The sequence below is a fragment of the Aquabacterium sp. CECT 9606 genome (genome assembly GCF_918741295.1).
Classification (GTDB): domain Bacteria; phylum Pseudomonadota; class Gammaproteobacteria; order Burkholderiales; family Burkholderiaceae_C; genus Aquabacterium.
Window position 1 is genome coordinate 475,809 of record NZ_CAKKNB010000001.1, and the last position, 23,487, is coordinate 499,295.

Here is a 23,487-nt window from a genome sequence, read left to right on the forward strand (position 1 = left end):
ACGACCCCATGAACACATCAACGCTGCGCCCAGTGCTGGGCGCACTGGCCCTGCTGGCCGCCGGCCAGGCCATGGCCCTGGGCGTGAACACCACGACCCAGATGAAGTGCTTCTACAAGGCCAATCCCACCACCACCGATCCCGAGTCCAACTACGTGTGGGCCCGCAATGGGTCGATCCTGTCGGTCTACAAGATCAGCGGCAACTGGTTCAAGGATGGGGTGACGAGCATCAAGAACATGTTCTACACAAGCACCTCGCAAGCCACGCTGAAGTCGGTGTGCCAGAACACCTTCACGCTGATGGGCGTGAGCCAGCCCTTGCTGATGATTGCCGCGGCCGACACACCCTTGGGCCTGAACTACACCATCTGGACACATGACCCAGTCACGCAGCCGGCCAAGATCAGCAAGGTGGTGGTGTTTGGCGACAGCGTCTCGGACAACCAGAACGTCTACAACGCCACCCACTGGGAAGTGCCCAGCCCGCACAGCTATGTGTCTGGCCGCTTCACCAATGGCAAGGTCTGGAACGAGTACCTCACCGACAACCTGGGCGTGCCCAACTACAACTGGGCCGTGGGTGGCGCAGCCGCTGATGACTACTACGTGATCCCCGGTGTGGTCTCACAAGTTCAGTCTTACCGCGATTACATGGTGGAGGCGCGTAATTACATGCCAGCGAACACGCTGTTCACCATGCTGATTGGCGCCAATGACCTGATCAACTACGGCCGCACGGTCGAGTCGATCGTGGCGAATGAGCAATCGGCCTTGCAAAGCCTGATCAGTTCTGGCGCCAAGCACATCCTGGTGCTGAACGTGCCGGACCTGTCCAAATCACCCAAGATGTCGGCCGCCATGGGCTTCAAGACGCAGGCTGAGCGCGATGCGTTGTTCTCCAACGTGAACCAGCTCAACACCGATGTGGCCGCTTTGGTGGCCACGCTGAAGGCGCAGAACCCGACGGTGAACATCCGCTTGTTCGACATTCGCATCTTGGTCGATGACATGCTCAACAACCCGGCGGCTTATGGCGTGACCAACACCACGCAGTCGTGTCTGGACATCAATGACGACAACTCGATGAACTACGCGCAGACGCAAGGCATTCGCCCAGGCTGCACCAATGCCGACACCTACCTGTTCTGGGACTTGTTGCACCCCACGACCAAGGCAGCCCAGACCATCGCCAACCAGGTCATTCCTTTCGTGAGGGCCAACTACCCGGTGCAGTGAGGCACCGGGGGGTTCAGGGAGGACTCACACCCTGCTTCGCAAGACGCAGGGTTTCTTCGATCCGGTGTTCTTCAGCCTGGCACTGAGGTCCAGACAAGACGGATTGCACTTCATCCAGGAGCACGCGCGTGCGGGCCGGCATCAGGCGCCGACCAGGGAAAACGGCCCACGCGTCGGTCGATGGTGGGCGCCAATCGGGCAGCACTGGCAGCAAGGTGCCGGCACGCACATGGGGCTCGGCGAAGTAATCGCTGACCAGCGTGATGCCCGCGCCCGCCAGGGCCATGCGCATCAGCACATCGGGCGAGTTGGCGGTGGCGCGGCCGGGCGGGATGCCCTCCCAGCGCGCTGGATCGCGCAGCAGCACCCAGGGCACCGCATCACCGCTGCGGCCCAGCAGGCGCAGGCCATCGTGCTCCATCAAGGCTTCCGGCTCCGAGGGCTGGCCGCGCCGCGCCAGGTAGCTGGGCGAGGCATACAGCCCCGCCGTGAAGGTGGCCAGGCGCCGGGCCGCGAGTGTGCTGTCGTCAGTGAGGTCGCCCATGCGGATGGCCACGTCGAAGTTCTCGCCGATCAGGTCGACCCGGCGCGGCGTGAGGTCCAACTCCAGCGAGATGGCGGGGTACTTCTGCACAAAGGTGGCCAGCATCGGGGCCAGCACATTGCTGGCGAAATCCGCCGGCATCGACACGCGCAGCCGCCCGCTGGGCTGGACCTGGCGGTGCTGGGCCAACAGGGCGGCGGCGTCCGCCTCCGAGGCGATCTGGTGGGCGTGCTCCAGCACGCTGTGGCCAAAGTCGGTGAGCGTGAGTTGGCGGGTGGTGCGCAGCAGCAGGCGCTCGCCCAACTGCGCTTCCAGTGCTGACACGCGGCGCGACACGGTGGATTTGGGCAGGCCCAGGCGCTCGGCCGCACGGCTGAAGCTGTGCTCGTCCACCACCCGGGCGAAGAGCAAAAGGTCGTTCGGTTCCACGTTCATCGGCGCCACCATTGTTCTACTAGTGGAACAATGTTATCCAATTCGAGATCTTCCGCAATGCTGTGGGGATAATTACAGTGAGTCCATCGCTTCAACGAACTTTTTCCCAAAGGACTCACCATGAACATCCTGCAAATCAATTCCAGTTCGCGCCCTGACGCTTCGCACTCCAGCCGCTTGGCTGCCACCATCGTCGAGCGCATCCGCGCCAGCCAGCTTGACGCCTCGGTCACCGTGCGGGACCTGGGCCGCACACCCCTTGGCGAGTTGGACGAGTCCGCCCTGCAGGCCCTGTTCACCCCCGCCGAGCAACGCTCGCCTGAGCAAGCCGCCCGCGTGGCCATCGACGATGCCGTGATCGCCGAGATCCAGGCCGCCGACGTGCTGGTGCTGGGCGTGCCCATGTACAACTTTGGCGTGCCCGCCCAGCTCAAGAACTGGATCGACGCCATCGCCCGGGCCAAGGTCACTTTCACCTACACCGAGAAGGGCCCTGTCGGTCTGCTGACCGGCAAGAAGGTCTATGTGGCCTTGACCCGTGGCGGCCTGTACCGCAACACGCCGGCTGACACCCAAGTGCCTTACCTGAAGACCGTGTTGGCCTTCCTGGGCATGACCGATGTGCAGTTCGTGTACGCCGAAGGCATCGCCATGGGCCCGCAGGCCGAGCAAGAGGCTTTGGCCTCGGCCCAGGCCCAGATCGAGGAAGTCATCCCTGCTTGAGGGATGATTCAACAGATGGTTCAACCGCCAGCAAGGAGCATCGCATGAGCACCACTTTGACCCACACCGTGTCCACTGTTTCACATCCGCGCGATGTGGAGCGCCTGATCGCCGGCCAGGCCACGTCCGATGGCGATGGCGTCAAGCTGACACGCGTGCTCACGCAGCCCTTGCAGCGGCGGCTTGATCCCTTTTTGATGCTCGATGCCTTTGGCACCGACAACCCCGACGACTACATCGGTGGCTTCCCAGATCACCCGCACCGCGGCTTTGAAACGGTCACCTACATGATTGCGGGCCGCATGCGCCACCGTGACAGCGCGGGCCATGAAGGGTTGCTGCAAAACGGTGGCGTGCAGTGGATGACGGCTGGCCGCGGCGTGATCCACTCCGAGTTGCCCGAGCAGGACGAAGGCCGCATGGAAGGCTTCCAGCTGTGGCTGAACCTGCCCGCCAAGGACAAGATGAGCGCGCCCTGGTACCGCGACATTCAAAGCGAGGACATCCCGCAACTCACCACGGGTGAAGGCGTGACAGTGCGCGTGATCGCGGGTGCCAGCCATGGCGTGGCCGGGGCCGTGCAGCGCGAAGCCACGCAGCCGCTGTACCTGGATCTGCACCTGCCCGAAGGCGCCAGCTTCGCGCAGCCTTTGCCGGCCACGCACAACGCCTTCATCTACGTGTACCGGGGTGAGTTGCAGGTGGGCGACACGCCTGTGCCGACGCAACGCATGGCCATCCTGAAAAACGAGGCCGATCGCGATGGCGTGGTGGTGACGGCGAAGACCGCCACACGTGCCCTGCTGATCGCGGGCCAGCCGCTCAGGGAGCCTATCGCGCAGTACGGGCCCTTCGTGATGAACCGCAACGAAGAAATCTTCCAGGCGGTGGAAGACTTCAAGGCGGGGCGCCTGGCCGTTTGACGCGTGGCTTCAGTCCGGGTCGGTGCCCGCCGTGTCGGACGTGGCGATGTCTGACAAGCCGGGGCCACGCCGTGGCGCGTGCTTTTCAACGGCCGTGCCCACGGCGCGCTTGAGCTTGCCCACCGCGCCTTGAATGGCCTGGTGGGCTGAGGCCGCATGGTCCTTCACGATCACGGGCTCCAGCCCGATCAGGCGCGCTTCCAGGGTGCAGTGGATGTCGTCCGGGTGGGCCTTGGCGTGGCTGACCGCGTCGGCCACATGGGCCTCAACGCGGGTCACGTGGTCGCCGAAGCGGCTCAGGGCCTCTTTCACCTCGGATTCGAGGAACTCGGCCATGCCGTGGCGGCCATCAACGTGGGTATCGGTGTTCAGCAGGACTTGCATGGGTGCCTTCTTTCCTCAGCTTGTTTGGCCCAGTGTAGCCCTGCGTTGGGCATCGTTGCTCACGCCATGTCTGGCACAGGATTGCGAAAGCTGACATTGAGCAGATTCCAGGCGTTGATCGCGGCAATGGCAAAGCCCAGTTCGGCAATCTCCCCATCCGAGAACTGGGCCTTCAGCAGGGCAAATTCGTCGTCATTGGCATCGCTGTGCGGCGTGGCAGTGATGAGCTCTGCCCAGCGCAGGGCGGCGCGCTCGCGTTCATTGAAAAACGGCGCTTCACGCCAGCCCGCCACTGAGTTGAGGTGGCGAGGGTCCACGTCCTGCTTGACCAGGTCTGCCCAGTGCATGTCCATGCAATAAGCGCAGCCATTGATCTGCGACACACGCAGGAAGACCAGGTCAACCAGGCGGGTGCCCAGTGAGCCCTTCTGCACGGCGGTAGAGAGTTCGTACAAGGCCTTGAAGGCCTTGGGGGCCAGCTTCATGTAGGGCAGGCGCACGGTGTGGGTGCTCATGGCGGGATCCTTGTGGTTGGGATGCGGAAAGCCGCCCTTTGCGGCCTTCCATGCCCATCAAGACGCCCCAGCCTGGGCGCTTGTGACAGCCGCGCTCAAATATTTCTTGAGATGCCCGCCAGCTTGTCTGGATTGCGCACGGCATAGATCGCCACGATCTGCTCGCCATCGGTGACGAAGGCCTGTGCCGACTCCAACTGCCCGTCGATGTAGCGCAGCAGTCCGGGCTCGCCATTCAACATGGCCGGGCGGTAGTCGATCTGCTCGGGCAACAGGCGCTTGGACAAGGCCCAGTACAGGTTGGTGACGCGGTCGCCGCCGCGAAGGACCTGGCCAAACGAGGGCACCTTGCCGCCCCCATCGCTGATCAGTTGGACATCACTGGCCAGCATGGCTTTCATGGCCTCGCGTTCGCCGCTGCGTGCCGCCAGCATGAACTTTTCGAGCACGCGGCGGTGGGCATCCTTGGGCACCTCGAAACGTGGCCGATCCTCTTGCACGCGCTGAGAAGCGCGGTGCACGATCTGGCGGCAGGCGGCCTCGCTTTTGCCCAGCAGTGTGGCCACTTCTGCGTAATCGTGGTCGAACACCTGGCGCAAAAGGAAGGCTGCGCGTTCTTCAGGCGACAGGCGCTCGAGCACCCACATCAAGGCGACGGACAACTCGCCCGCCAACTCGGCCGCGGCCTCGGGGGTGCGGTGGTCCGCCAACTGCACCAGCGGCTCGGGCAGCCACCAGCCCACATAAGCCTCGCGCTCGGTTTTGGCCAAGCGCAGCCGGTCAATGGCCAGGCGGGTCACCACGGTCACCAGCCAGGCCTCCGCGGACTGCAGCGTCGCTTGCTCGACCTGATGCCAACGGAGCCAGGCATCTTGCAGCACGTCCTCGGCATCGGCCCGTGTGCCCAGCATGCGGTATGCGATGGCGAACAGCCTTGGCCGCAAGGCGGTGAAGGGGTCGGAGGCGGGCGTGTCGGTACTCATGGTGCTTCAGGCAAGGATAGTGCAGTGGTGAGACAAGACGTGGCAGCCGGGCGAGTTGTGACAAGCCGGCTGCGAGTTGCCTCAAACGCCTGCCTGCGCCCAGAACAGACCGGTCGTGAACGTGAACGAACCGTCGGTCTCGATGGCCAGCGCTTCTTGCACCTCCTTCGGCGCCTCAATCTGCACTTCGCGGATCATGGCCACACGCGTGCTGGGCGTTCGCATCCGGGTCACCCATGACGAGAAATCAATACGCACCGGCCAGCTCTCATGGGCCGCGTCGGCAAAGCCTGCGTCAGCCAGCAAGGCGTGCCATTGCGACACCGCGCGGTTGCGCACATGCGAGCGGTCTCGGAGCAATTCGATGGCTTGCAGATGGCTGTCGACCAGCGCGTCTTCCTCGCCTTGCACATCGATGAGGAGAAGGTGTCCCCCGGGTTTGAGCACCCGCCGCATGGCCTTCAAGGCCGCTGCCAACCTCGTCCAGTGGTGGGCGCTGTAGCGCGAGCACACCAGGTCGAAGCTGGCATCCGCGAAAGGCAGGTTTTCAGCGGTGGACTGCGCGGTTTCGATGTGGTGAAAGCCTTTGGCGGTGGCCGCCTGCCGGACGGTGTCCAGCATGGGGCCCGATGGATCGAGCGCCACGATGCGGGCCACGTGCGGTGCCAGCGCGAAACTGAGGTGGCCGGCGCCACAGCCCACGTCCAGCGCCTGGCCGCCTGCTGCGACGGACTGCGCAACCAGGGCCTGCGCCTTGGCCAGGTCCGGGCCTTGCGCATGGACGGGGCTGTCCAGGTAGGCCTGGGCCTGGGTGCCGTATTGCTCAAGGTTGGTCTGAAGGTGGGTTCGCATCGTGGACTCCGTTTTCGGTGGTTGAAGCCCAGACCTTAGTCGTGCCATGATCCTGGTACAAGATCAGCGTTTATCCTATTACAAGAATCAACAGGCTGAGGCCCACCTCATGCGAAAGCGTCCACCTTCGGCACCGGTCATTGCCGCCGCGCCTCAGAACCAACTGGGCGAGTTCTTGCGCGCCAAACGCGATCAATTGCGCCCGCAAGACGTGGGCTTGCCGCCGGGCTTCAGGCGGCGCGCGCCAGGGCTGCGCCGCGAAGAGGTGGCCACGCTGTGCCACATCAGCCCCACCTGGTACACCTGGATCGAGCAAGGTCGCACGCAGGCCGTGTCCACCGAGACCTTGGGCGCCATCGCCACCGGACTGCACTTGTCGCATGCTGAGCGCGCCTACCTGTTCGAGCTGGCCGCGCGCGCCGACCCCGAGCACCCGGCCGTGGCGGGTTCGGCCCCGCACCAACTGGCTGACCTGGTCAAGGTGATCCGCACGCCAGCCTACATCCTGGACCGGCATTGGGATGCCATCGCCTGGAACAGGCCGGCCGCTTTGTTGTTCGACGATTGGCTCAAGGGGACCGGGGCGCGCAATCTGCTGCGCTACGTGTTTCTCAACCCACGGGCGCCCAGCTTCATCGTCAACTGGCCTGAGCGGGCGCAGCGGCTGGTGGCCGAGTACCGCTCGGACACGGCGGCCTGGCGCGATGACCCGGTGCGCCAGGCTCTGGTTGATGAGCTGCGCTCTGCCAGCCGCACCTTTGACGCGGCCTGGCAATCTCAAAAAGTGCTGAGCCGCGAAGGTGGATTGCGCGCTTTCGAACATGCCCGTTCAGGCCGGCGCGAGTATGAGCAGTTCACCTTGCGCGTGGCGCAGCACCCCGATCTGAAGCTCACCGTGCTCGTACCCGATGAGGGCACATAGGCTTGTAATTTAATGATTATTCATTAATAATTGAATAATGAAAGAACAAGACGTTGTGAAATCCCTGGCCGCCTTGGCCCAAGTGGTTCGGCTGCGGGTGTTCCGCGCCCTGGTGGTGGCGGGGCCGGCGGGTTTGACACCCTCCGACTTGAGCGAATCGCTGGGAGTGCCGGGCTCGGCCTTGTCCTTCCACCTCAAGGAACTGCTGCATGCCGAACTGGTCAGCCAGGAGCGCGACGGCCGCCATCTGATCTACCGCGCCGCCTTCGAGCACATGAACGGTTTGCTGTCCTACCTGAACGACAACTGTTGTCAGGGGCAACCTTGTGTCGTGCAACGCAAGGCCAAGTCATGAGCCGGTTCGAGCGCTACCTCTCTGTGTGGGTGTTCCTGTGCATCCTGGTCGGCATCGCGTTGGGGCAGGCCATGCCCGAGGTGTTCCAGGCCATTGGCCACCTGGAAGTCGCCCAGGTCAACCTGCCGGTGGGTTTGCTGATCTGGGTGATGGTCATCCCGATGCTGCTGAGGGTGGATTTCGCCAGCCTGTCGCAAGTGCGCCAGCACTGGAAAGGCATGGGGATCACCCTGTTCGTGAACTGGGCGGTCAAACCGTTCTCGATGGCCTTGCTGGGCTGGGTGTTCGTTCGGCACCTGTTCGCGCCTTACCTGCCGGCCGACCAACTGGACAGCTACATCGCCGGCCTGATCCTGCTGGCCGCGGCGCCTTGCACGGCCATGGTGTTCGTGTGGAGCCGGCTCACAGGAGGCCACCCCTTGTTCACCTTGTCGCAAGTGGCACTGAACGACGCGATCATGGTGTTCGCATTCGCGCCCATCGTGGCCCTGTTGCTGGGCATGTCGGCGATCATCGTGCCTTGGGACACCTTGATCACCTCGGTGGTGCTGTACATCGTGATCCCGGTGATCGTGGCGCAGCTGTTGCGCCACGCCTTGCTGGCGCGCGGCCCTGCTGCGCTGGAGGCCGCCTTGGCCAGGATCGGCCCTTGGTCGATCGCCGCCTTGCTGGCCACCCTGGTGCTGCTGTTCGCCTTCCAGGGCCAGGCCATCCTTCAAAAGCCGGTGGTCATTGCGCTGTTGGCGGTCCCCATCCTGATCCAGGTGATCTTCAATTCGGCCCTGGCTTACTGGCTCAACCGCCGGGTGGGTGAATCGCATGACGTGGCCTGCCCCTCCGCCCTGATCGGCGCGAGCAATTTCTTTGAGCTGGCGGTGGCCGCGGCCATCAGCCTGTTTGGGTTCGACTCGGGTGCGGCCCTGGCCACCGTGGTGGGCGTGCTGATCGAGGTGCCCGTGATGTTGCTGGTGGTCCACGTGGTCAACCGGAGCAAGGGCTGGTATGAACAAGGAGCGCGAGGCGCATGAGCACGATGATCAAGATTTACCACAACCCGGCCTGCGGCACCTCCCGCAATACTTTGGCTTTGATTCGCAACAGCGGGGCCGAGCCCGAGGTGATCGAGTACCTGAAGACGCCCCCCAGCCGCGAAGAGTTGCAAGCGCTGCTGGCCGCCTTGGCCATCCCGGTGCGCGAGCTGCTGCGCCGCAAAGGCACACCCTACGACGAGCTGGGACTGGATGCCCCCCACTGGACCGACGAGCAATTGCTGGACTTCGTGGTGGCGCATCCGATCTTGTTGAACCGGCCCGTGGTGGTGACGCCCCTGGGGGCCAAGCTGTGCCGCCCGTCCGAGCTGGTACTGGACATCCTGCCCGCGCCTCAACAGGGCGCGTTCACCAAGGAAGATGGCGAAGTGGTGATCGATGCGGAGGGTCGCCGTGTCCACCGCCCATCCTGATCTGCCCAACATCGATCCTGCGCTGTTCAAGGTGCCGGGCCAGCAGACCCTGCAGGACGCGGCCAGGTCAACGCACGCGCCGCGCTTTCTGCTGCTGTACGGTTCCTTGCGCGAGCGTTCCTACAGCAAGCTGTTGACGCTGGAGGCGGCACGTCTGCTGGAGGCCATGGGCGGCGACGTGCGGGTGTTCGATCCCACGGGCCTGCCTTTGCCCGACTCGGCGCCGGACAGCCATCCCAAGGTGCAGGAGCTGCGCGAGTTGGCGCAGTGGTCGGAGGGCATGGTGTGGTGTTCGCCTGAACGGCATGGCGCCATGACCGGGATCCTGAAATCGCAGATCGACTGGATTCCCTTGAGTGTGGGGTCCATCAGACCGACGCAGGGCAAGACCTTGGCGGTGATGGAGGTGTCGGGGGGATCGCAGTCGTTCAACGCCGTCAACCAGATGCGCATTCTGGGGCGCTGGATGCGCATGATCACCATCCCGAATCAATCGTCGGTGGCCAAGGCTTTCCTGGAGTTCGACGAGGTGGGGCGCATGAAGCCATCGGCCTACTACGAGCGGGTGGTGGACGTGATGGAGGAGCTGGTCAAGTTCACTTTGCTGACGCGCGATGTTTCCGGCCACCTGCTTGACCGGTACAGCGAGCGGCGGGAGTCGGCCGAGGCCTTGAGCAAGCGCGTGAACCTGCCGGCAGTCTGAACAAAATCGGGTGCCTGGGCGCCATGTGCGTGGTTGGCGCTACGATCTGCGCGATGAGAACTCATTTGACCGTCCTCATGCTGGCTTTGGGGTGGTGGACCACCTCGCCCGCCATGGCCCGCGAACCGCAGAGCTGCGATGTGCCTGCGGTGGCCCGTGCATTGCAAAAGCCCCTGGGCATCGCCTTTCCTCAGGGCGGCCAAAGCGGTGATGTGATCGACCTGGTGTGCAAGGCGCACCCAGAGAACAGCGCCTGGACCATCGTCGCGTTGTTCCATGACCTGCATGACGACGCGGGCCAGCCGGTATCCGACCAAAAAGGCTTCGCGGTGGCCGTGGTGGATGCCCGTCGGGCCAACGTCAAGCACCTGCACCAGGAAAAGGTGGAGTTGAACCCCGGCATCCGCCTCACCGACACGAGCTTGTCGATCGACACGGGGCGGTACGAGCTGGCCCCCGAGGTGCGTGCGTTCGGGGTGCGCATGGACATTGGCCACAGCCCCAAATGTGCCGATGGGGGCAGCAGCCGTTTCCTCACACTGCTGGTGCCAGACGGCAAGGGCCTGCGTCCGGTGTTGAACAGACAGCCTTTGCGCGTGTGGAGCGTGGCCAAGTGGAACCTGGCCGACAACATCGATGCCTGCTCTGTCGACACCATCAACGAGGCCGACCTGATCCTGACGCTGGGGACCGGCACCAGTCGCGGTTGGCGCGATCTGAACGTGACGGCCCGCATTCAGTCGCATGGGCCCGGTCCGCGGGACAAAGGCCAAGCCCCCATCCGCAAAAGGACGGTGACCACCTTGCACTACGACGGCGAGCATTACCCCGGCAACCTGGGGCCCATGACGAGCAAGTTGCTCAGGCCCTGAGCCGATCCCGCTCAGGGTTGGGCGGTGTGTGGGTCTTCCTGAAGGCGTGCCAGGTCGAAGCCTTGTTGCTGCAACTGGGCGTCAATGGCCGCCCTGTCCTGTGCGGCCAGGGTGGGCGTGCGGGAGAGGATCCACAAGTAGTCGCGGTCCGGCTCGCTCACCACCGCGTAGCGGTAGTCGGGTGCCAGCTGAACCACCCAATAAGGTGCCCAGACGCCAGGCACCCAACCCAGCACAGCGGGCGCGAAACGCACCTGCAGCTTGGAGGTGCTCACCACCTTGCCCACGGGGATGCCCAGGATGCGGGGCTGGGCCAGGCGTGCCTCGCCCACGGCCTTGTCGGTCATGCCCGTGGCGGTTTTGCACTGATTGACCACTTCAATGCGCCCCGTTGGCAGAAGGCGATAGTCGGCGGTGGTGTCGCTCACGCACTGGGCCTGGAACTTGTTGGGGTAGTGGGCAATTTGATACCAGCGACCGAGGTAGCGGTTCAGATTGACCGACTCCACCGATTGAAGCGGCGCCAGCTCGGTGGCCGATGTCGAGGCGGCACCCAGGGCAATGGCCAGTGACAGGGCCAGGGGCATCAAGTGGAATTTCATTGAATCCTTCGTGAAGGCGGTCATTGATCCGGCTTAACTGGGTTTGAAGACGAACGAGGCCTTGGCGCCCAACCCCGTGCCCACCTGGACCTGGCGTTGCTGGGTCTGGCCTTGGTGGCTGGCCTTGACCAGGTAGGTGCCGGGTGGCAAGCGCAACAGGGTGAACGGCCCGTCGGTGGGCGCCTGGAACACCAACTGGCCGTTGGGGCGCGTGATGGTCACGGGCACGGCGGCGATGTACTCGTTTTTGCCATTGGCCAATTGAAAAGTTTCAATGTCGAGCGAGTAATCTTTTCTCGCCACCTTCAAGGCCCCTGACTCGTCCAGACCAATCCCGCCACTCACGTAAGTGACGCCCATGCTGGTTTTCTCGGCTGGCAAGGCGTCGAGTTGCCCTCCGCAGGCCTGGGCGGTCGAGAGCAGCAAGACCCATGCTGTCAGTCCGGCAGCCCAGCTGGTGTGAAGAGGTTTGGTCATCGCGATGCTCCTGAAATCCTGGTGAACTCACCATGAAGGGCAATCGGCGTGCCTGCCTCTTCAAGCCAGCTAGCTGGTGACGACCGCCTCCACCGCGGCCTTCGCAATCTGGGCGTCCTCGCCGGGCTTGACGCCGCTCACGCCCACGGCGCCCACGCATTGCCCGTTCATCATGACCGGGATCCCGCCTTCCAGCAAACCTTCCAGCTTTGGGGCAGACAGGAACGCGAAACGACCAGCGTTGATCATTTCCTCGATGCCCTTGGTTTCGCGCTTCATGTGGGCCGCGGTGGCGGCTTTGGACTGCGAGATGGTGGCCGAAGCGATGTTCGCCCCGGGCATGCGCACGAAACCGAGCAAGTGTCCCCCGTCGTCGCACACCGCGATCGACACGGCCCACTGGTGCGCGCGGGCTTCTTCTTGCGCCGCTTGCAAGGCCTTGAGCGCGTCTTCGCTGGTCATCACCTGTTTGCTGATCACGGTTGCACCCCTTGATGATTGCGCCCCAGATCGGGTCACAGGGTGAGACCACGTGCAAAGGCCATGCCGGCTTGTGCGCCTTTGCTTACACTGAACCTTGTTTCAAGCACGAGGCGGACCCATGAACGATGGCGTTGTATTGCGCAACCGGACCTTTGAAGAAATCGCCATCGGCGAGACCGCGTCGCTGGTGCGCATCGCCGGTCAGCATGACATCGACCTGTTCGCGGCGATGTCGGGCGATGTCAACCCCGCGCACATGGACACGGTATTTGCCTCCAGCGACCTGTTCGGCCACGTGGTCGTCCATGGCATGTGGACCGGCTCACTGATCTCGGCCTTGCTGGGCACCCGCCTGCCGGGGCCCGGCACCATTTACCTGGGACAGGAGCTGCAGTTCCGGCACCCGGTCATCCCGGGCGACACCATCACGGCCTCGGTCACTGTCAAGGAGAAGCACCCGGACAAGCGTGTCGTGCTGCTGGACACCCGTTGCCTCAACCAGAACGGTGAGGTCGTCTTGCAGGGCACCGCGACTGTGATCGCACCGGCCGCGCCCGTCATCTGGCCGGCCCAGACCCCGCCCGAGGTCTCGGTGCGGAGACATGACCGCTACGAGGCTTTCATCAAGCAGGCCCAGGAGTTCCCGGCCCTGCGCACGGCCATCGTGCACCCGTGTTCGCCCGATGCGATCAAGGCGGCGATCGAGGCTCGCGATGAGGGCCTGCTGGACCCAGTGCTGTTCGGCCCCGAGGCCAAGATCCGCGCGGCGGCCGAGGCGGCCCAGGTCAGCCTGGCGGGCATCGAGATCCAGTCGGTGGAGCACAGCCATGCCGCCGCGGCCCTGGCGGCGGAGTGGGGCGCGGCCGGCAAGGTGGCGGCCCTGATGAAAGGCAGCCTGCACACCGACGAGTTGCTGGGCGCCGTGGTGGGGGCCAATTCGAACCTGCGCACCGACCGGCGCATCAGCCACGTCTACGCCATGGACGTGCCCGCCTATGACAAACCCCTGATCGTGACGGACGCGGCCATCAACATCGCGCCCACCCTGGAGCAAAAGCGCGACATCTGCCAGAACGCCATCGACCTCTTGCACCTGCTGGGCATCGAGCAACCCCGTGTGGCCGTGCTGGCGGCCGTGGAAACCGTGAACCCCAAGATGCCCACCACACTGGACGCCGCGGCCCTGACCGTGATGGCTTCGCGTGGGCAGATCACGGGCGCCTTGGTGGATGGGCCGCTGGCCTTCGACAACGCCATCAGCCTGGCGGCGGCCCGCACCAAGGGCATCAGCTCGCCGGTGGCGGGCCAGGCCGACATCCTGCTGGTGCCCGATCTGGAGGCGGGCAACATGCTGGCCAAACAGTTGATGTACTTTGCCGGGGCCGACGCGGCGGGTCTGGTGCTGGGCGCCCGGCTGCCCATCATCCTGACCAGCCGCTCGGACAGCTTGCGTGTGCGCCTGGCCTCGGCCGCGCTGGCCAAGCTGGTGTCCGAGCGCAAACAGGTCAAGGTGGTTTGAACATGGGCCGCCAACCCTTGGTGCTCACCTTCAACGCCGGCTCGTCGTCCATCAAGATGGGTTTGTTCAGCGTGCTCGATGGGCAAGCCACCCAGGTCGGCAAGGGCGTGATCGATTTGCGCGCGCAGCCTTTGCGGCTGCAGGTGTCCGGAACCGGCCAATCACAAGACATCGTGCTGAACGCCCGGCCCACCGAAGACCTGCACGAGGTGCTCGATGAAACCCTGGGCTGGTTCGCATCGCATTTCAAGCTGGATGACCTGGTGTCGGTGGGCCACCGCATCGTGCACGGGGGGGATCGCTTCGACGGGCCCGTGGCCATCGACGATGCCACGCTGGCGGCCATGGCCGAGCTGGTGCCTTTGGCGCCCCTGCATCAACCCCAGGGGGTGCGCTTGATCCAGGCCATCCGGCACCTGCGGCCCGGCTTGCTGCAGGCGGCCTCGTTCGACACCGCGTTCCACCGATCGCAAACCGACCTGGTGCGCCGCTTCGCCATCCCCCGCGTTTTCTTTGATCAAGGGGTCAAGCGTTATGGTTTCCATGGCCTGTCGTACCAATACGTCGCAGGCGAATTGGCCCGCCGCTTTCCGGCCTTGAAGCGGGGCAAGGTCGTGGTGGCGCACCTGGGCAGCGGGGCCAGCTTGTGCGCCCTGCATGATGGGATCAGCCAGGACACCAGCATGGGGTTCTCCACGCTCGATGGCGTGCCCATGGCCACCCGTTGCGGGGCGCTCGACCCCGGTGTACTGCTGCACCTGATGGGGCCGGGCGGCCTGAGCCTGGACGAGGTGGAAGACCTGCTCTACCACCGGTCGGGCCTGCTGGGTGTGTCGGGCTTCAGTGCCGATGCCCGCCAGTTGCAGGCCAGTGAGCAGCCCGAAGCGCGTGAGGCGCTGGCCCTGTTCGCCTTGCGCATCGCCGGCGAAGTGGCCCGCCTGGCCACCTCCTTGAATGGACTGGATGCGCTGGTGTTCACGGCCGGCATTGGCGAGCACCAGCCCCAGGTGAGGTCGGCGGTGGCCGAGCACCTGGCCTGGCTGGGGTTGCGGCTTGATCCGCAGGCCAACGACCAGCACGATGCGGTGATCAGCGCACCCGGCAGCAGCGTGACAGTGCTGGTGGTGCCCACCGATGAAGAGCAGGTCATTGCCAACGACACCGTGGGCATCCACCACCGCCAGTCCACCACGCCTTAGGCGGGCTTAGGGGGCGGCCAGCAGCTTCTGGATGCGTTGTTCAATCGCTGCTTCATCGCCTTCGCCAAAATGGGTGAACACGATGCGGCCTTGCCGGTCGACCAGGTAGATGGCGGGCCAGTACCGGTTGCCATAGGCGTTCCAGGTCTGGTAGCGGTTGTCCTGGGCCACGGGGTAGGTCAGCCCATGGCGCCGGATGGCCTGCTGCACGCTGTCGGTTGACCGCTCGAACGCGAACTCGGGCGTGTGAACCCCCACCACCACCAAGCCTTGTGCGGCATAGCGCTCATGCCAGCGCTGAACATGCGGCAGCGTGCGCACGCAGTTGACGCAGGCGTGGGTCCAGAAATCAACCATCACCACTTTGCCGCGCAGCCCCTTCATGCTGAGCGGTGGGCTGTTGAGCCACTGGTGGATGCCGGTGAATTCGGGCGCATTGCTGGCGGCTTGATGGGTGGCTGGTGTGGGCTCAACCTGGCTTGACCAGGCCTGGCTCAACCAGGCGCTGGCCTGTGCATCCAGTTGCCCGGCCATGGCGAGGGCCGAGAACACCACGAGCACGCCGCAGCCTTGCCTGAATCGGGCCGCGTGGCGGCTGAAGAAGCGCACCTTGTGCGTCATCGCCTGCCCGCCATAGGCAATGGCCAGCATCGGCAGGCCGGCCCCGGCGGCATACGACAGCAGCAAGGGCGCCGTCTGCTGAGTGGAGGCCTGGCTGGCCACCAACGCCAGGACCGACGCCAGCACCGGGCCCGCGCACGGCGTCCACAATACCCCCAGTGTGGCGCCCAGCAACAGGCCACCCAGGGGGGGGTGCGTGGACTGCCCGCCCCAGCCTTGCGCCACGTTGGCCACACGGCCCAGCGGTGCCATGACACGCTCGCCCAGCGCTGGCCAGACCATCAGCACGCCGGCCAGCAGCATGCCGCACGCGGCGACCACCCGCACCGATTCGGGCGTGAGGCCCAGCACCCGGGTGGAGGCGCCAAAGAGCAAGGCCACCGCGGCAAAGCTCAGCACGAAGCCGATGATGATGAAGATCGGGCGAGCGCGGTCTGCCCCGCTGGCGGACACACCCAGCAACACGGGCAGCACGGGCAGCACGCACGGGCTGGCGACGGTGGCCACGCCAGCCAGTCCTGCGAAGGCCAGCGGCCAAGACGAGGCGGCCATCATGGTTGCACCCGGTGCCAGACCTGCGTCTTGCCGAACAGCGGCAAGCCGATGTACGGCCGCAGCACCAACTCGCCTTGTGGCCCCATGGACATCTGGCACCGGTAGGTCTTGCCGTTTTCGCGGTTGTAGATCTGGCCTTGCCATTGCGAGGGCTCATCGTCATCGGGCCGGAAGTCGCTCAGGATCGTCATGCCCAGCGCGGGCCGCCGGTCGACCGGGTCCATGGTCTCACCCCCAGGACTCATTGACCGGTTGGCCAGCACACGGGTGGCGATGCCGCACAGGGCCTGGCCGCAGGGCGCCACCTCCACCTCCAGGTTACCGCTGGCCGTGATCCAGCGGCCCTGCGGCTCAGCCGTGGCGGCGTGGACGGACCCGCTGCTCAGGCACAGCATGGCGGCGGCGATCAAGGTGAATGTATGCATGGGATGAGCTCCTGTGATGGTGTGAACGACATCGCCATTACAGGTGGGCTGGCGTGCCAGGGCATGTCTGGGCCCGCTTGATTTGCAAGCCGAGTTGTCCCCAGCCCCCGCAGACAAACTGCGATACAAAACTCTGGGCGGGAGCGCGGGCAAAGCGGCCTGAATTGACCTTATGGTGTTGCCCATGGAAGAACAAGATCACTTGCTGCTGGTGGACGACGACCGCCAGTTGCTGATGCTGCTGAGCGAGTACCTGCAGGCCAGCGGCTACCGCGTCAGCACCGCGTGCGATGCGCGCGAGATGCGCCAGGTGCTGGCCACCGCCCGCGTCGACCTGATCGTGCTGGACGTGATGCTGCCCGGCGAGGATGGCCTGGCCCTGTGCCGCGACCTGCGGGCCCGCGACGCCGTGCAGATCCCCGTGTTGATGTTGACTGCGCGCAGCGAAGAGGCCGACCGCGTGCTCGGCCTGGAGATGGGCGCGGACGACTACCTCACCAAGCCCTTTGCCACGCGCGAGTTGCTGGCGCGCATCCGCTCGGTGTTGCGCCGCACGCGCATGTTGCCGCCCAATTTGCGGCCCGTGCAGCAGGCCCGGTGGCTGGCGTTCGGTGATTGGCTGCTGGACACCACCGCCCGCCACCTGGTGGATGGCCAAGGCACGCTGGTCTTGCTCACCGGGGGCGAGTACCGCCTGTTGCGCGTGCTGATGGAGCATGCCCAGTGCGTGCTCAGCCGCGACCAACTGCTGAACCTGACCCAAGGCCGCGACGCCGATCCGTTTGACCGCTCCATCGACCTGCTCATCAGCCGCTTGCGGCAACGGCTGCGCGATGGTTCGCGCGAGCCCCGCTACATCAAGACCGTGCGCAGCGAAGGCTATGTGTTCTGCGCCGAAGTGCGAGAGCATGTGAAAGGCAGCCCATGAGCCTGTGGCCACGCTCCTTGTTCGGCCGGGTGGCCGCCATCCTGCTGGCCGGTTTGACGGCGGCTTATGCCTTGTCGTTCTGGTCCGTGATGCGCGAACGTGCCGACCTGGCCGAGTCGATGATGCTGGCCTACGTGGGCCGCGATGTCGTCTCGTCGGTGGCCATGCTGGACCGCTTGCCTGCGGCTGAGCGGGTGGCGTGGTTGCGCAAGCTCCAACGGCCCAATTACCGCTTCACGCTGGATGAGACACCCTCGCGCCAGCGGGCCGATGCCGTCGGTATCGCGCAAACGCTGGCCGCCAATTTGAACGCTGAACTGGGCCCCGGCCGCGTGCTGGGCGTGGGCGTGGAAGACCCCTCGCGCACCGTGTTCAGCCTGCGCCTGGCCGATGGCACACCCTTGACCCTGCATCTGATGACGCCCCGCAAGATGGTCAGCACCACCACGGCCCTGCTGCTGGCGCTGCAACTGGCCATGGTGGGCGGCTGTGTGTGGTGGGGCGTGCGCTTGGCCACGCGGCCCCTGAGTGATCTGGCCAGCGCCGCCACCCGCCTGGGCGACGACCCGCAGGCGGCCGAGTTGCCCGAGCAGGGGCCCGCCGAAGTGCGCCGGGCCATTGCCGCGTTCAACACCATGCAACGGCGCATTGCCGCGCACTTGGCCGAGCGCCTGCAGATCCTCGCCGCCGTCTCGCACGATCTGCAAACGCCCATCACCCGCATGCGCGTGCGCACCGACCTGATGCCCGACGAAGCCCTGCGCGACAAGCTGCAAGCCGACCTGCTCGACATGCAGCACCTGGTCGAGGAGGGCTTGGCCTACGCCCGCACCGCACACGCTGCCCTGGAACAGATGCAATCCGTCGATCTGCAGGCTTTGCTGGATGGCCTGGTGTGCGACTACCGCGATGCGGCCCGCCAGGTTGAGCTGCTCGGCCCCAGCAACATCACCCTGAGCACGCGGCCCCAAGCTCTCAAGCGCATCGTCATGAACCTGGTGGACAACGCCCTGAAGTTCGCAGGGGAGGCGCAGGTGGTGGTGAGCCAGTCCGATTCGGCTTTGTTCATCGATGTCCTGGACCAGGGCCCCGGCATGCCGGACAACCAGTTGCTGGCCGTTTTGCAGCCCTTTTACCGCGTGGAGGCCTCGCGCAACCGCGACACCGGGGGCAGCGGCCTGGGCCTGGCCATCGCGCACCGGCTGAGCGGCGCATTGGGTGCCACGTTGAGTTTGCACAACCGGCCCCGGGGTGGCTTGCAGGCCCGCCTGGCCTTGCCCCGGCAGGGGTGAGCGGCTCAGGGCATGATGCCCACGTGCCGATTCACTCTGAACCCACCATGCTGCTGGACGTGGACACGCGCGCCCAGCGCGGGTCGCCCGCCTACCGCAAGATCAGCCTGGCGCTTTTCCTGGCCGGTTTTGCCAGCTTCTCGCTGCTTTATTGCGTGCAGCCTTTGCTGCCGGCCTTTGCCCACGACTTCAGCGTCAGCCCGGCTGAGAGCTCATTGGCCCTGTCGCTGTCCACGGGTTTTCTGGCGGTGGCCATTTTGTTCGCTGGCGCGGTGTCGGAAGTGCTGGGTCGACGCGGGCTCATGTTCGCTTCCATCTGCGCGGCCGCCTGCCTGAACATCGCGGCCGCGCTGGTGCCCGATTGGCACGCCTTGTTGGTGGCCCGCGCCTTGGAAGGGTTGCTGCTGGGTGGCGTGCCTGCGGTGGCCATGGCCTACCTGGCCGAAGAGATGCACCCCAGGGGCCTGGGTCTGGCGATGGGCTTGTACGTCAGCGGCACCGCCTTTGGCGGCATGATCGGCCGCGTGGGCATCGGCGTGCTCACCGAGTGGACCTCGTGGCGCATGGCCATGGGCACCGTGGGCGTGGTCGGTCTGCTGGCAGCGATGGGCTTCATCGCGCTGCTGCCGCCCTCCAGCCACTTCGTGCGTCGTCCTGGTTTTGACCCGGGCTACCACATCAGGGCCTGGGCCAAGCACCTGGGCCATCCTGGCCTGCCGCTGCTGTTCAGCGTGGGCTTCCTCATGATGGGTGCCTTCGTCACGGTCTACAACTACGTGGGATTTCGGTTGATGGCAGCCCCGTTTGGTTTGGGCCAGACGGCCATCAGCCTGGTCTTCATGGCCTACTTGTTTGGCATCGCGGCCTCGTCTGCGGGCGGCGCGTTGGCCGACCGCTTGGGGCGCAGCCTGGTCATGAGCGCGGGCATCGCGATCTCGGCCTTGGGCCTGGCGCTCACCTTGTCGCACTCGCTGTGGGGCGTGATCGCCGGGATCGTGGCCCTCACGATTGGTTTTTTCATCGCCCATGCGGTGGCCAGCGGCTGGGTGGGGCGCCTGGCGCAGGGCCACAAAGGCCACGCGGCCTCGCTGTACCTGTGGGCCTACTACCTGGGCTCCAGCGTGATGGGCTCGGTGGGGGGCTGGTTCTGGGCCGAAGGCGGCTGGCCCGCGGTGGTGGCATTCGCGGGCGCCTTGATCGTCCTGGCCTTGGTGGCCGCCCGGCACTTGCGGTCCATGTGATGCGGGAACGGTGTTTGCCGGAAAAGGTGATCCAACGGAGAACCACCATGATCGACAACACCCACAGCCGCAGCGGCAGCGACCGCTTGCGCATCAACTTCAACGAGGACTACGAGGTCAGCCACTGGACGCGCAAGTTCGGCATCTCGCGCGAACTGCTGAAAAATGCCATTGACGAAGTGGGAGACCATGCCCACGACATCGCCGAATACCTGCAGGAGCAGGAAAGCTCCGGCCACTCGCACTCGAGCTGACCGCCTCCGCATCAAGCGGGCCAGCTCGCCTTCGCCCAGAAAGAGAAAGAAATCGCGGCGCTCTTCGGCGAGGGCGGCGGATTGAGGCTCAAAATCGCGGCTCCCTGGGATTGGTTGGCCAACAGGGGTCAAATCAGAAATTGTTGGCAATTTGTGTGCCCATGAGGGGCTTTACAGCCTTTTTTGTGGGGAAAGTGCCCATCGATCGATGAACGCAAATCGTTACCATCCCGCAAGCTCAGCATTACCTGTCATTCATGAACCCCTCTTGCGCCGAACGCACCGCGTTATACGACCAGATCGAAGCCGAATTTGAAGCCATCAAGCAGCGTTACCGCGCCAAGTTGGGCCCTGCCGATGTGAAGTACATCAAAGGCCTGCGCCTGAAATCCCGCCTGGCGGAATTGGTGGGCCGTGGCCTGATCTGGATCAGCCCCGAACCCGTCACCTTCAGCCTGGGCGTGGCCTTCACCCTGCTGCACCGCAACCTCGAATCGATCGAGATCGGGCACAACGTGCTGCACGGGCAATACGACAGCTTTGCCGAGATCCCGCAGTTCCACTCGCACAACTTCAAGTGGAAGGCCCCGGTTGACGAAGAAGGCTGGCGCCGTGAACACAATGGCCTGCACCACGTGCACACCAATGTGTACGAGATGGACCCGGACCTGAACCACGGCATCCTGCGCATGAACGACAAGCAGCCGTGGAACAGCATGCACCGCTGGCAGGTGCCGATGTACCTGTTCATTGCCTACCCGATCGTGCTGTACGGCTTCAACGCGCAGAACCTGGGCTTTCGTCAGGCCTATCGCGAAGAAAAATTCCCGCTGGGCAACGAAGGCTACGCGCCCGTGCACCACCCGGGCGTGACCGATGCGCAACTCAAGCGCCGCCATTGGCTGTCGATCAGCCGCGTGATGTTCAAGGAATACCTGCTGTTCCCGTTGCTGGCGCTGGCCACCGGCTATTCCTTCTGGAAGGTGATGCTGGGTAACATGCTGGTCGATGGCATCAACAACTACTGGATCAGCCTGACCATCCAGGCCACGCACCTGACCGAGCCCCTGCAGCCCGAAGATGCGCTGAAGCACAAGGGCCACTGGTACCTCACGCAACTCGATTCGAGCGTGAACTTCAAGGGCAGCCGCACCATGAGCATCCTGTGGGGCCACCTGAACTACCAGATCGAGCACCATCTCTTCCCCGACATCCCCTCGCGCCATTACCCGGACATCGCCCTGGAAGTGCAGGAGGTGTGCAAGCGCCACGGCCTGCCCTACAAGTGCAACCCGACGTGGTTCCACGCCATCCGCAACTACATGGCCGTGATGTGGAAGTTCTCCTTCCCGCCCAAGGCCGATGTGAACGGCGAGCCGGTGGAAGGCGCGCGCCATGCTTGACCGCGCCTTGGCCCGGGTCAATGGCTGGGCGCTGGACGCCGTGGCCCCTGAGTGGGTGGACTACGTCGTCAGCAACACGATGACCGACTTCAACCGCTGGTTCAACGGTTTCCTGTGGACCTACGAGCTCAAGGCCTTGGTGGAGCAGGTGATCGACGAAGCTCCTGGCGTGAAGACCTTTGTGCTGCGTCCCAACCAGCACTGGCGCGGCTTCCAGCCCGGCCAGCACGTCGAGGTCTTCCTGCCCATCGGCGGTGACACGGTTCGCCGCTACTACAGCCTGTCGGGCCTGCCGAATGATCGCTTCAGCATCACCGTCAAGCAAACGGAAGGTGGCCAGGCTTCCCGGTGGATGCACCAGCACCTGCGTGCCGGCATGCCGCTGAAAATCGGCCACCCCCAAGGCCGCTTTTGCCACCAGGGCCAGGCCAAGGTGTTGTTCTTGTGCGCGGGCTCAGGCATCACGCCCTGCCACTCGATGGTGAGCGCCTTGCTGGCACAACCTGAGGCCGAGCGCCCTGACATCCAGGTGATGGCCCAGTTCCGCCAGGCTTCAGAGGTGATCTTCTGGGAGACCCTGCAGCAATGGGCGCAAGACGGCCTGAACGTAACCACGGCGCTGAGCGGCCTGAGCGCCGAGCAGGTCTGCCTGCCCGGCCTGGCGCCAAGGCTGGACGCCGTGCAACTGCAAAAGCATTGCCCCGATCTGCTGGACCGCGACATTTACCTGTGCGGCCCCATCGGTTTCATGACGCAGATGATCGAGCACCTGCGTGCCTTGAACGTGGACCTGGGCCGCGTGCACACCGAGCGTTTCGTGGTGGCCGAGCCGCCTTCGGCCTCTCCGGGAGCCGAGTTTGAAATTGCCGGTGCCGAAGTTTTCTTCCAGCACCTGAACACCCGCATCACCCTGACCGAAGAGGACCAGGGCAAGACGCTGCTGCAACTGGGGCTGGACCACGGCGTGCTGCTCGAATCAGGCTGCTGCCAAGGCATGTGCGGCACCTGCAAATTGACGGTGCATGAAGGGCAGGTCAGTGGCAATTCGCTGGGCAAGGCGGTGTACCTGTGCACAGCCTACCCCGCCTCACGCCAATTGGTGCTCGACGCCTGACCGGGTGGGCCTGTGGCTCTGGTAACCAGATGCTGCACGATGCCGCATAGGCATGGTGATTGCCGAGTTTGGGGACTTACCCATGTTCAGCAGGAGACACCATGCACATCGAAGTCAACACCACCCACCAGATCACCAGCCAGGAATCCTTGAAGGCCGAGGTGGCCGACATGGTTGAGCACACCTTGAACCGTTTTTCCGACCATGTGACCACCATCGAAGTGCACCTGGACGACGAGAACGGCAGCAAGGGCGGCGAAGACGACATCCGCTGCACGATCGAGGCTCGCCTGGTCGGCCAGCAGCCCATTGCCGTGACAGGCCATGCGGCCAGCGTGGCCCAGGCCACCCATGGGGCTTCCGGCAAGATGGCGCGCGCTCTGGAGACCGCCATCGGGCGGCATTTTGCCAAGCTGCGTTCCAACGTGGGCCTGGGTCACTTGCCCACGCCCGAGGCCTGAGT

The 23,487-nt window shown here is 64.7% G+C and carries 28 protein-coding genes; 18 read left to right on the forward strand and 10 right to left on the reverse strand.

Annotation, left to right across the window (positions count from 1 at the left end):
* Positions 1-8: 8 nt before the first annotated feature.
* Positions 9-1,238, forward strand: coding sequence for an SGNH/GDSL hydrolase family protein (locus tag LQ232_RS02200; RefSeq protein WP_230178439.1), 1,230 nt, complete (start codon positions 9-11; stop codon positions 1,236-1,238).
* A 13-nt stretch (positions 1,239-1,251) separates the two neighbouring features.
* Here the strand turns inward: LQ232_RS02200 and LQ232_RS02205 are convergent, their stop codons facing one another.
* Positions 1,252-2,217 carry a LysR family transcriptional regulator gene (locus LQ232_RS02205; RefSeq protein WP_230178441.1) on the reverse strand — a complete coding sequence of 322 codons (966 nt, stop codon included), beginning with the start codon at positions 2,215-2,217 and terminating at the stop codon, positions 1,252-1,254.
* A gap of 120 nt (positions 2,218-2,337) precedes the next feature.
* Here LQ232_RS02205 and LQ232_RS02210 point away from each other — a divergent pair, with 120 nt between their 5' ends.
* Together LQ232_RS02210 and LQ232_RS02215 are read left to right on the forward strand one after the other, a co-directional pair.
* Positions 2,338-2,940 carry an FMN-dependent NADH-azoreductase gene (locus tag LQ232_RS02210; protein WP_230178454.1) on the forward strand — a complete coding sequence of 201 codons (603 nt, stop codon included), beginning with the start codon at positions 2,338-2,340 and terminating at the stop codon, positions 2,938-2,940.
* Positions 2,941-2,984: 44 nt separating this feature from the next.
* Positions 2,985-3,863: a pirin family protein gene (locus LQ232_RS02215; RefSeq protein WP_230178462.1), complete on the forward strand. Its 879-nt coding sequence runs from the start codon at positions 2,985-2,987 to the stop codon at positions 3,861-3,863.
* A gap of 9 nt (positions 3,864-3,872) precedes the next feature.
* Here LQ232_RS02215 and LQ232_RS02220 read toward each other — a convergent pair whose 3' ends face one another.
* The 4 genes from LQ232_RS02220 to LQ232_RS02235 all read right to left on the reverse strand — a co-directional run bounded on the left by LQ232_RS02220 (position 3,873) and on the right by LQ232_RS02235 (position 6,597).
* Positions 3,873-4,247: an HPF/RaiA family ribosome-associated protein gene (locus tag LQ232_RS02220; RefSeq protein WP_230178464.1), complete on the reverse strand. Its 375-nt coding sequence runs from the start codon at positions 4,245-4,247 to the stop codon at positions 3,873-3,875.
* 59 nt (positions 4,248-4,306) lie between these two features.
* Positions 4,307-4,762, reverse strand: coding sequence for a carboxymuconolactone decarboxylase family protein (locus tag LQ232_RS02225; protein WP_230178472.1), 456 nt, complete (start codon positions 4,760-4,762; stop codon positions 4,307-4,309).
* Between the two features lie 95 nt (positions 4,763-4,857).
* Positions 4,858-5,745, reverse strand: coding sequence for an RNA polymerase sigma-70 factor (locus tag LQ232_RS02230; RefSeq protein WP_230178474.1), 888 nt, complete (start codon positions 5,743-5,745; stop codon positions 4,858-4,860).
* 81 nt (positions 5,746-5,826) lie between these two features.
* Positions 5,827-6,597: a class I SAM-dependent methyltransferase gene (locus tag LQ232_RS02235; RefSeq protein WP_230178476.1), complete on the reverse strand. Its 771-nt coding sequence runs from the start codon at positions 6,595-6,597 to the stop codon at positions 5,827-5,829.
* Positions 6,598-6,706: 109 nt separating this feature from the next.
* On the opposite strand from LQ232_RS02235, the gene LQ232_RS02240 reads away from it, so the two are divergent.
* From LQ232_RS02240 to LQ232_RS02265, 6 genes are read left to right on the forward strand one after another with little or no spacing between them, the layout of a single operon-like run.
* Positions 6,707-7,519: a helix-turn-helix transcriptional regulator gene (locus LQ232_RS02240; protein ID WP_230178479.1), complete on the forward strand. Its 813-nt coding sequence runs from the start codon at positions 6,707-6,709 to the stop codon at positions 7,517-7,519.
* 37 nt (positions 7,520-7,556) lie between these two features.
* Positions 7,557-7,874 (forward strand): helix-turn-helix transcriptional regulator, encoded by a 318-nt coding sequence (locus tag LQ232_RS02245; protein ID WP_230178481.1) that lies wholly within the window; start codon positions 7,557-7,559, stop codon positions 7,872-7,874.
* The gene (gene arsB / locus LQ232_RS02250) at positions 7,871-8,902 is read left to right on the forward strand and encodes an ACR3 family arsenite efflux transporter (RefSeq protein ID WP_230178484.1); all 1,032 of its coding nucleotides are present in this window, start codon (positions 7,871-7,873) and stop codon (positions 8,900-8,902) included. Before LQ232_RS02245 ends, arsB begins: the two co-directional genes overlap by 4 nt.
* Positions 8,899-9,336: an arsenate reductase (glutaredoxin) gene (arsC, locus tag LQ232_RS02255; RefSeq protein WP_230178486.1), complete on the forward strand. Its 438-nt coding sequence runs from the start codon at positions 8,899-8,901 to the stop codon at positions 9,334-9,336. Before arsB ends, arsC begins: the two co-directional genes overlap by 4 nt.
* Entirely contained in the window at positions 9,302-10,039 is a 738-nt protein-coding gene (gene arsH, locus LQ232_RS02260; protein ID WP_230178488.1) for an arsenical resistance protein ArsH, read from the forward strand. The genes arsC and arsH overlap by 35 nt, the downstream gene beginning before the upstream one ends.
* Before the next feature lie 53 nt (positions 10,040-10,092).
* On the forward strand, positions 10,093-10,911 hold the full coding sequence (locus LQ232_RS02265) for a hypothetical protein (protein WP_230178496.1): 819 nt from the start codon (positions 10,093-10,095) through the stop codon (positions 10,909-10,911).
* Between the two features lie 11 nt (positions 10,912-10,922).
* On the opposite strand, the gene LQ232_RS02270 is transcribed toward LQ232_RS02265, so the two are convergent.
* From LQ232_RS02270 to LQ232_RS02280, 3 genes are all read right to left on the reverse strand, one after another.
* Positions 10,923-11,513, reverse strand: a complete 591-nt coding sequence (locus LQ232_RS02270; protein ID WP_230178499.1) for a lipocalin family protein — start codon at positions 11,511-11,513, stop codon at positions 10,923-10,925.
* Positions 11,514-11,546: 33 nt separating this feature from the next.
* Positions 11,547-11,990 carry a carboxypeptidase-like regulatory domain-containing protein gene (locus LQ232_RS02275; RefSeq protein WP_230178501.1) on the reverse strand — a complete coding sequence of 148 codons (444 nt, stop codon included), beginning with the start codon at positions 11,988-11,990 and terminating at the stop codon, positions 11,547-11,549.
* Between the two features lie 69 nt (positions 11,991-12,059).
* Positions 12,060-12,452: a heme-binding protein gene (locus tag LQ232_RS02280; protein ID WP_371820131.1), complete on the reverse strand. Its 393-nt coding sequence runs from the start codon at positions 12,450-12,452 to the stop codon at positions 12,060-12,062.
* Between the two features lie 139 nt (positions 12,453-12,591).
* Between LQ232_RS02280 and LQ232_RS02285 the strand changes: the two genes are divergently transcribed.
* Together LQ232_RS02285 and LQ232_RS02290 are read left to right on the forward strand one after the other, a co-directional pair.
* Positions 12,592-13,992: a bifunctional enoyl-CoA hydratase/phosphate acetyltransferase gene (locus LQ232_RS02285; protein WP_230178505.1), complete on the forward strand. Its 1,401-nt coding sequence runs from the start codon at positions 12,592-12,594 to the stop codon at positions 13,990-13,992.
* 2 nt (positions 13,993-13,994) lie between these two features.
* Entirely contained in the window at positions 13,995-15,191 is a 1,197-nt protein-coding gene (locus tag LQ232_RS02290) for an acetate/propionate family kinase (RefSeq protein ID WP_230178507.1), read from the forward strand.
* 6 nt (positions 15,192-15,197) lie between these two features.
* On the opposite strand, the gene LQ232_RS02295 is transcribed toward LQ232_RS02290, so the two are convergent.
* Both LQ232_RS02295 and LQ232_RS02300 read right to left on the reverse strand, forming a co-directional pair.
* The gene (locus LQ232_RS02295) at positions 15,198-16,367 is read right to left on the reverse strand and encodes a cytochrome c biogenesis protein DipZ (protein ID WP_230178510.1); all 1,170 of its coding nucleotides are present in this window, start codon (positions 16,365-16,367) and stop codon (positions 15,198-15,200) included.
* Entirely contained in the window at positions 16,364-16,792 is a 429-nt protein-coding gene (locus LQ232_RS02300) for a DUF2147 domain-containing protein (protein WP_230178512.1), read from the reverse strand. The genes LQ232_RS02295 and LQ232_RS02300 overlap by 4 nt, the downstream gene beginning before the upstream one ends.
* A gap of 184 nt (positions 16,793-16,976) precedes the next feature.
* Here LQ232_RS02300 and LQ232_RS02305 point away from each other — a divergent pair, with 184 nt between their 5' ends.
* From LQ232_RS02305 to LQ232_RS02335, 7 genes are all read left to right on the forward strand, one after another.
* Positions 16,977-17,720: a response regulator gene (locus LQ232_RS02305; protein ID WP_230178520.1), complete on the forward strand. Its 744-nt coding sequence runs from the start codon at positions 16,977-16,979 to the stop codon at positions 17,718-17,720.
* On the forward strand, positions 17,717-19,012 hold the full coding sequence (locus tag LQ232_RS02310; RefSeq protein WP_230178522.1) for an ATP-binding protein: 1,296 nt from the start codon (positions 17,717-17,719) through the stop codon (positions 19,010-19,012). Before LQ232_RS02305 ends, LQ232_RS02310 begins: the two co-directional genes overlap by 4 nt.
* Positions 19,013-19,059: 47 nt before the next feature.
* On the forward strand, positions 19,060-20,253 hold the full coding sequence (locus tag LQ232_RS02315; RefSeq protein WP_230179700.1) for an MFS transporter: 1,194 nt from the start codon (positions 19,060-19,062) through the stop codon (positions 20,251-20,253).
* Positions 20,254-20,300: 47 nt separating this feature from the next.
* Positions 20,301-20,507, forward strand: coding sequence for a DUF3606 domain-containing protein (locus tag LQ232_RS02320; protein ID WP_230178524.1), 207 nt, complete (start codon positions 20,301-20,303; stop codon positions 20,505-20,507).
* A gap of 257 nt (positions 20,508-20,764) precedes the next feature.
* Positions 20,765-21,910, forward strand: a complete 1,146-nt coding sequence (locus LQ232_RS02325) for an acyl-CoA desaturase (protein WP_230178526.1) — start codon at positions 20,765-20,767, stop codon at positions 21,908-21,910.
* Complete coding sequence (locus LQ232_RS02330) at positions 21,903-23,024, forward strand: iron-sulfur cluster-binding domain-containing protein (RefSeq protein WP_230178528.1); 1,122 nt, start codon at positions 21,903-21,905, stop codon at positions 23,022-23,024. The genes LQ232_RS02325 and LQ232_RS02330 overlap by 8 nt, the downstream gene beginning before the upstream one ends.
* Positions 23,025-23,125: 101 nt before the next feature.
* On the forward strand, positions 23,126-23,485 hold the full coding sequence (locus LQ232_RS02335) for an HPF/RaiA family ribosome-associated protein (protein WP_230178530.1): 360 nt from the start codon (positions 23,126-23,128) through the stop codon (positions 23,483-23,485).
* Positions 23,486-23,487: the final 2 nt, after the last annotated feature.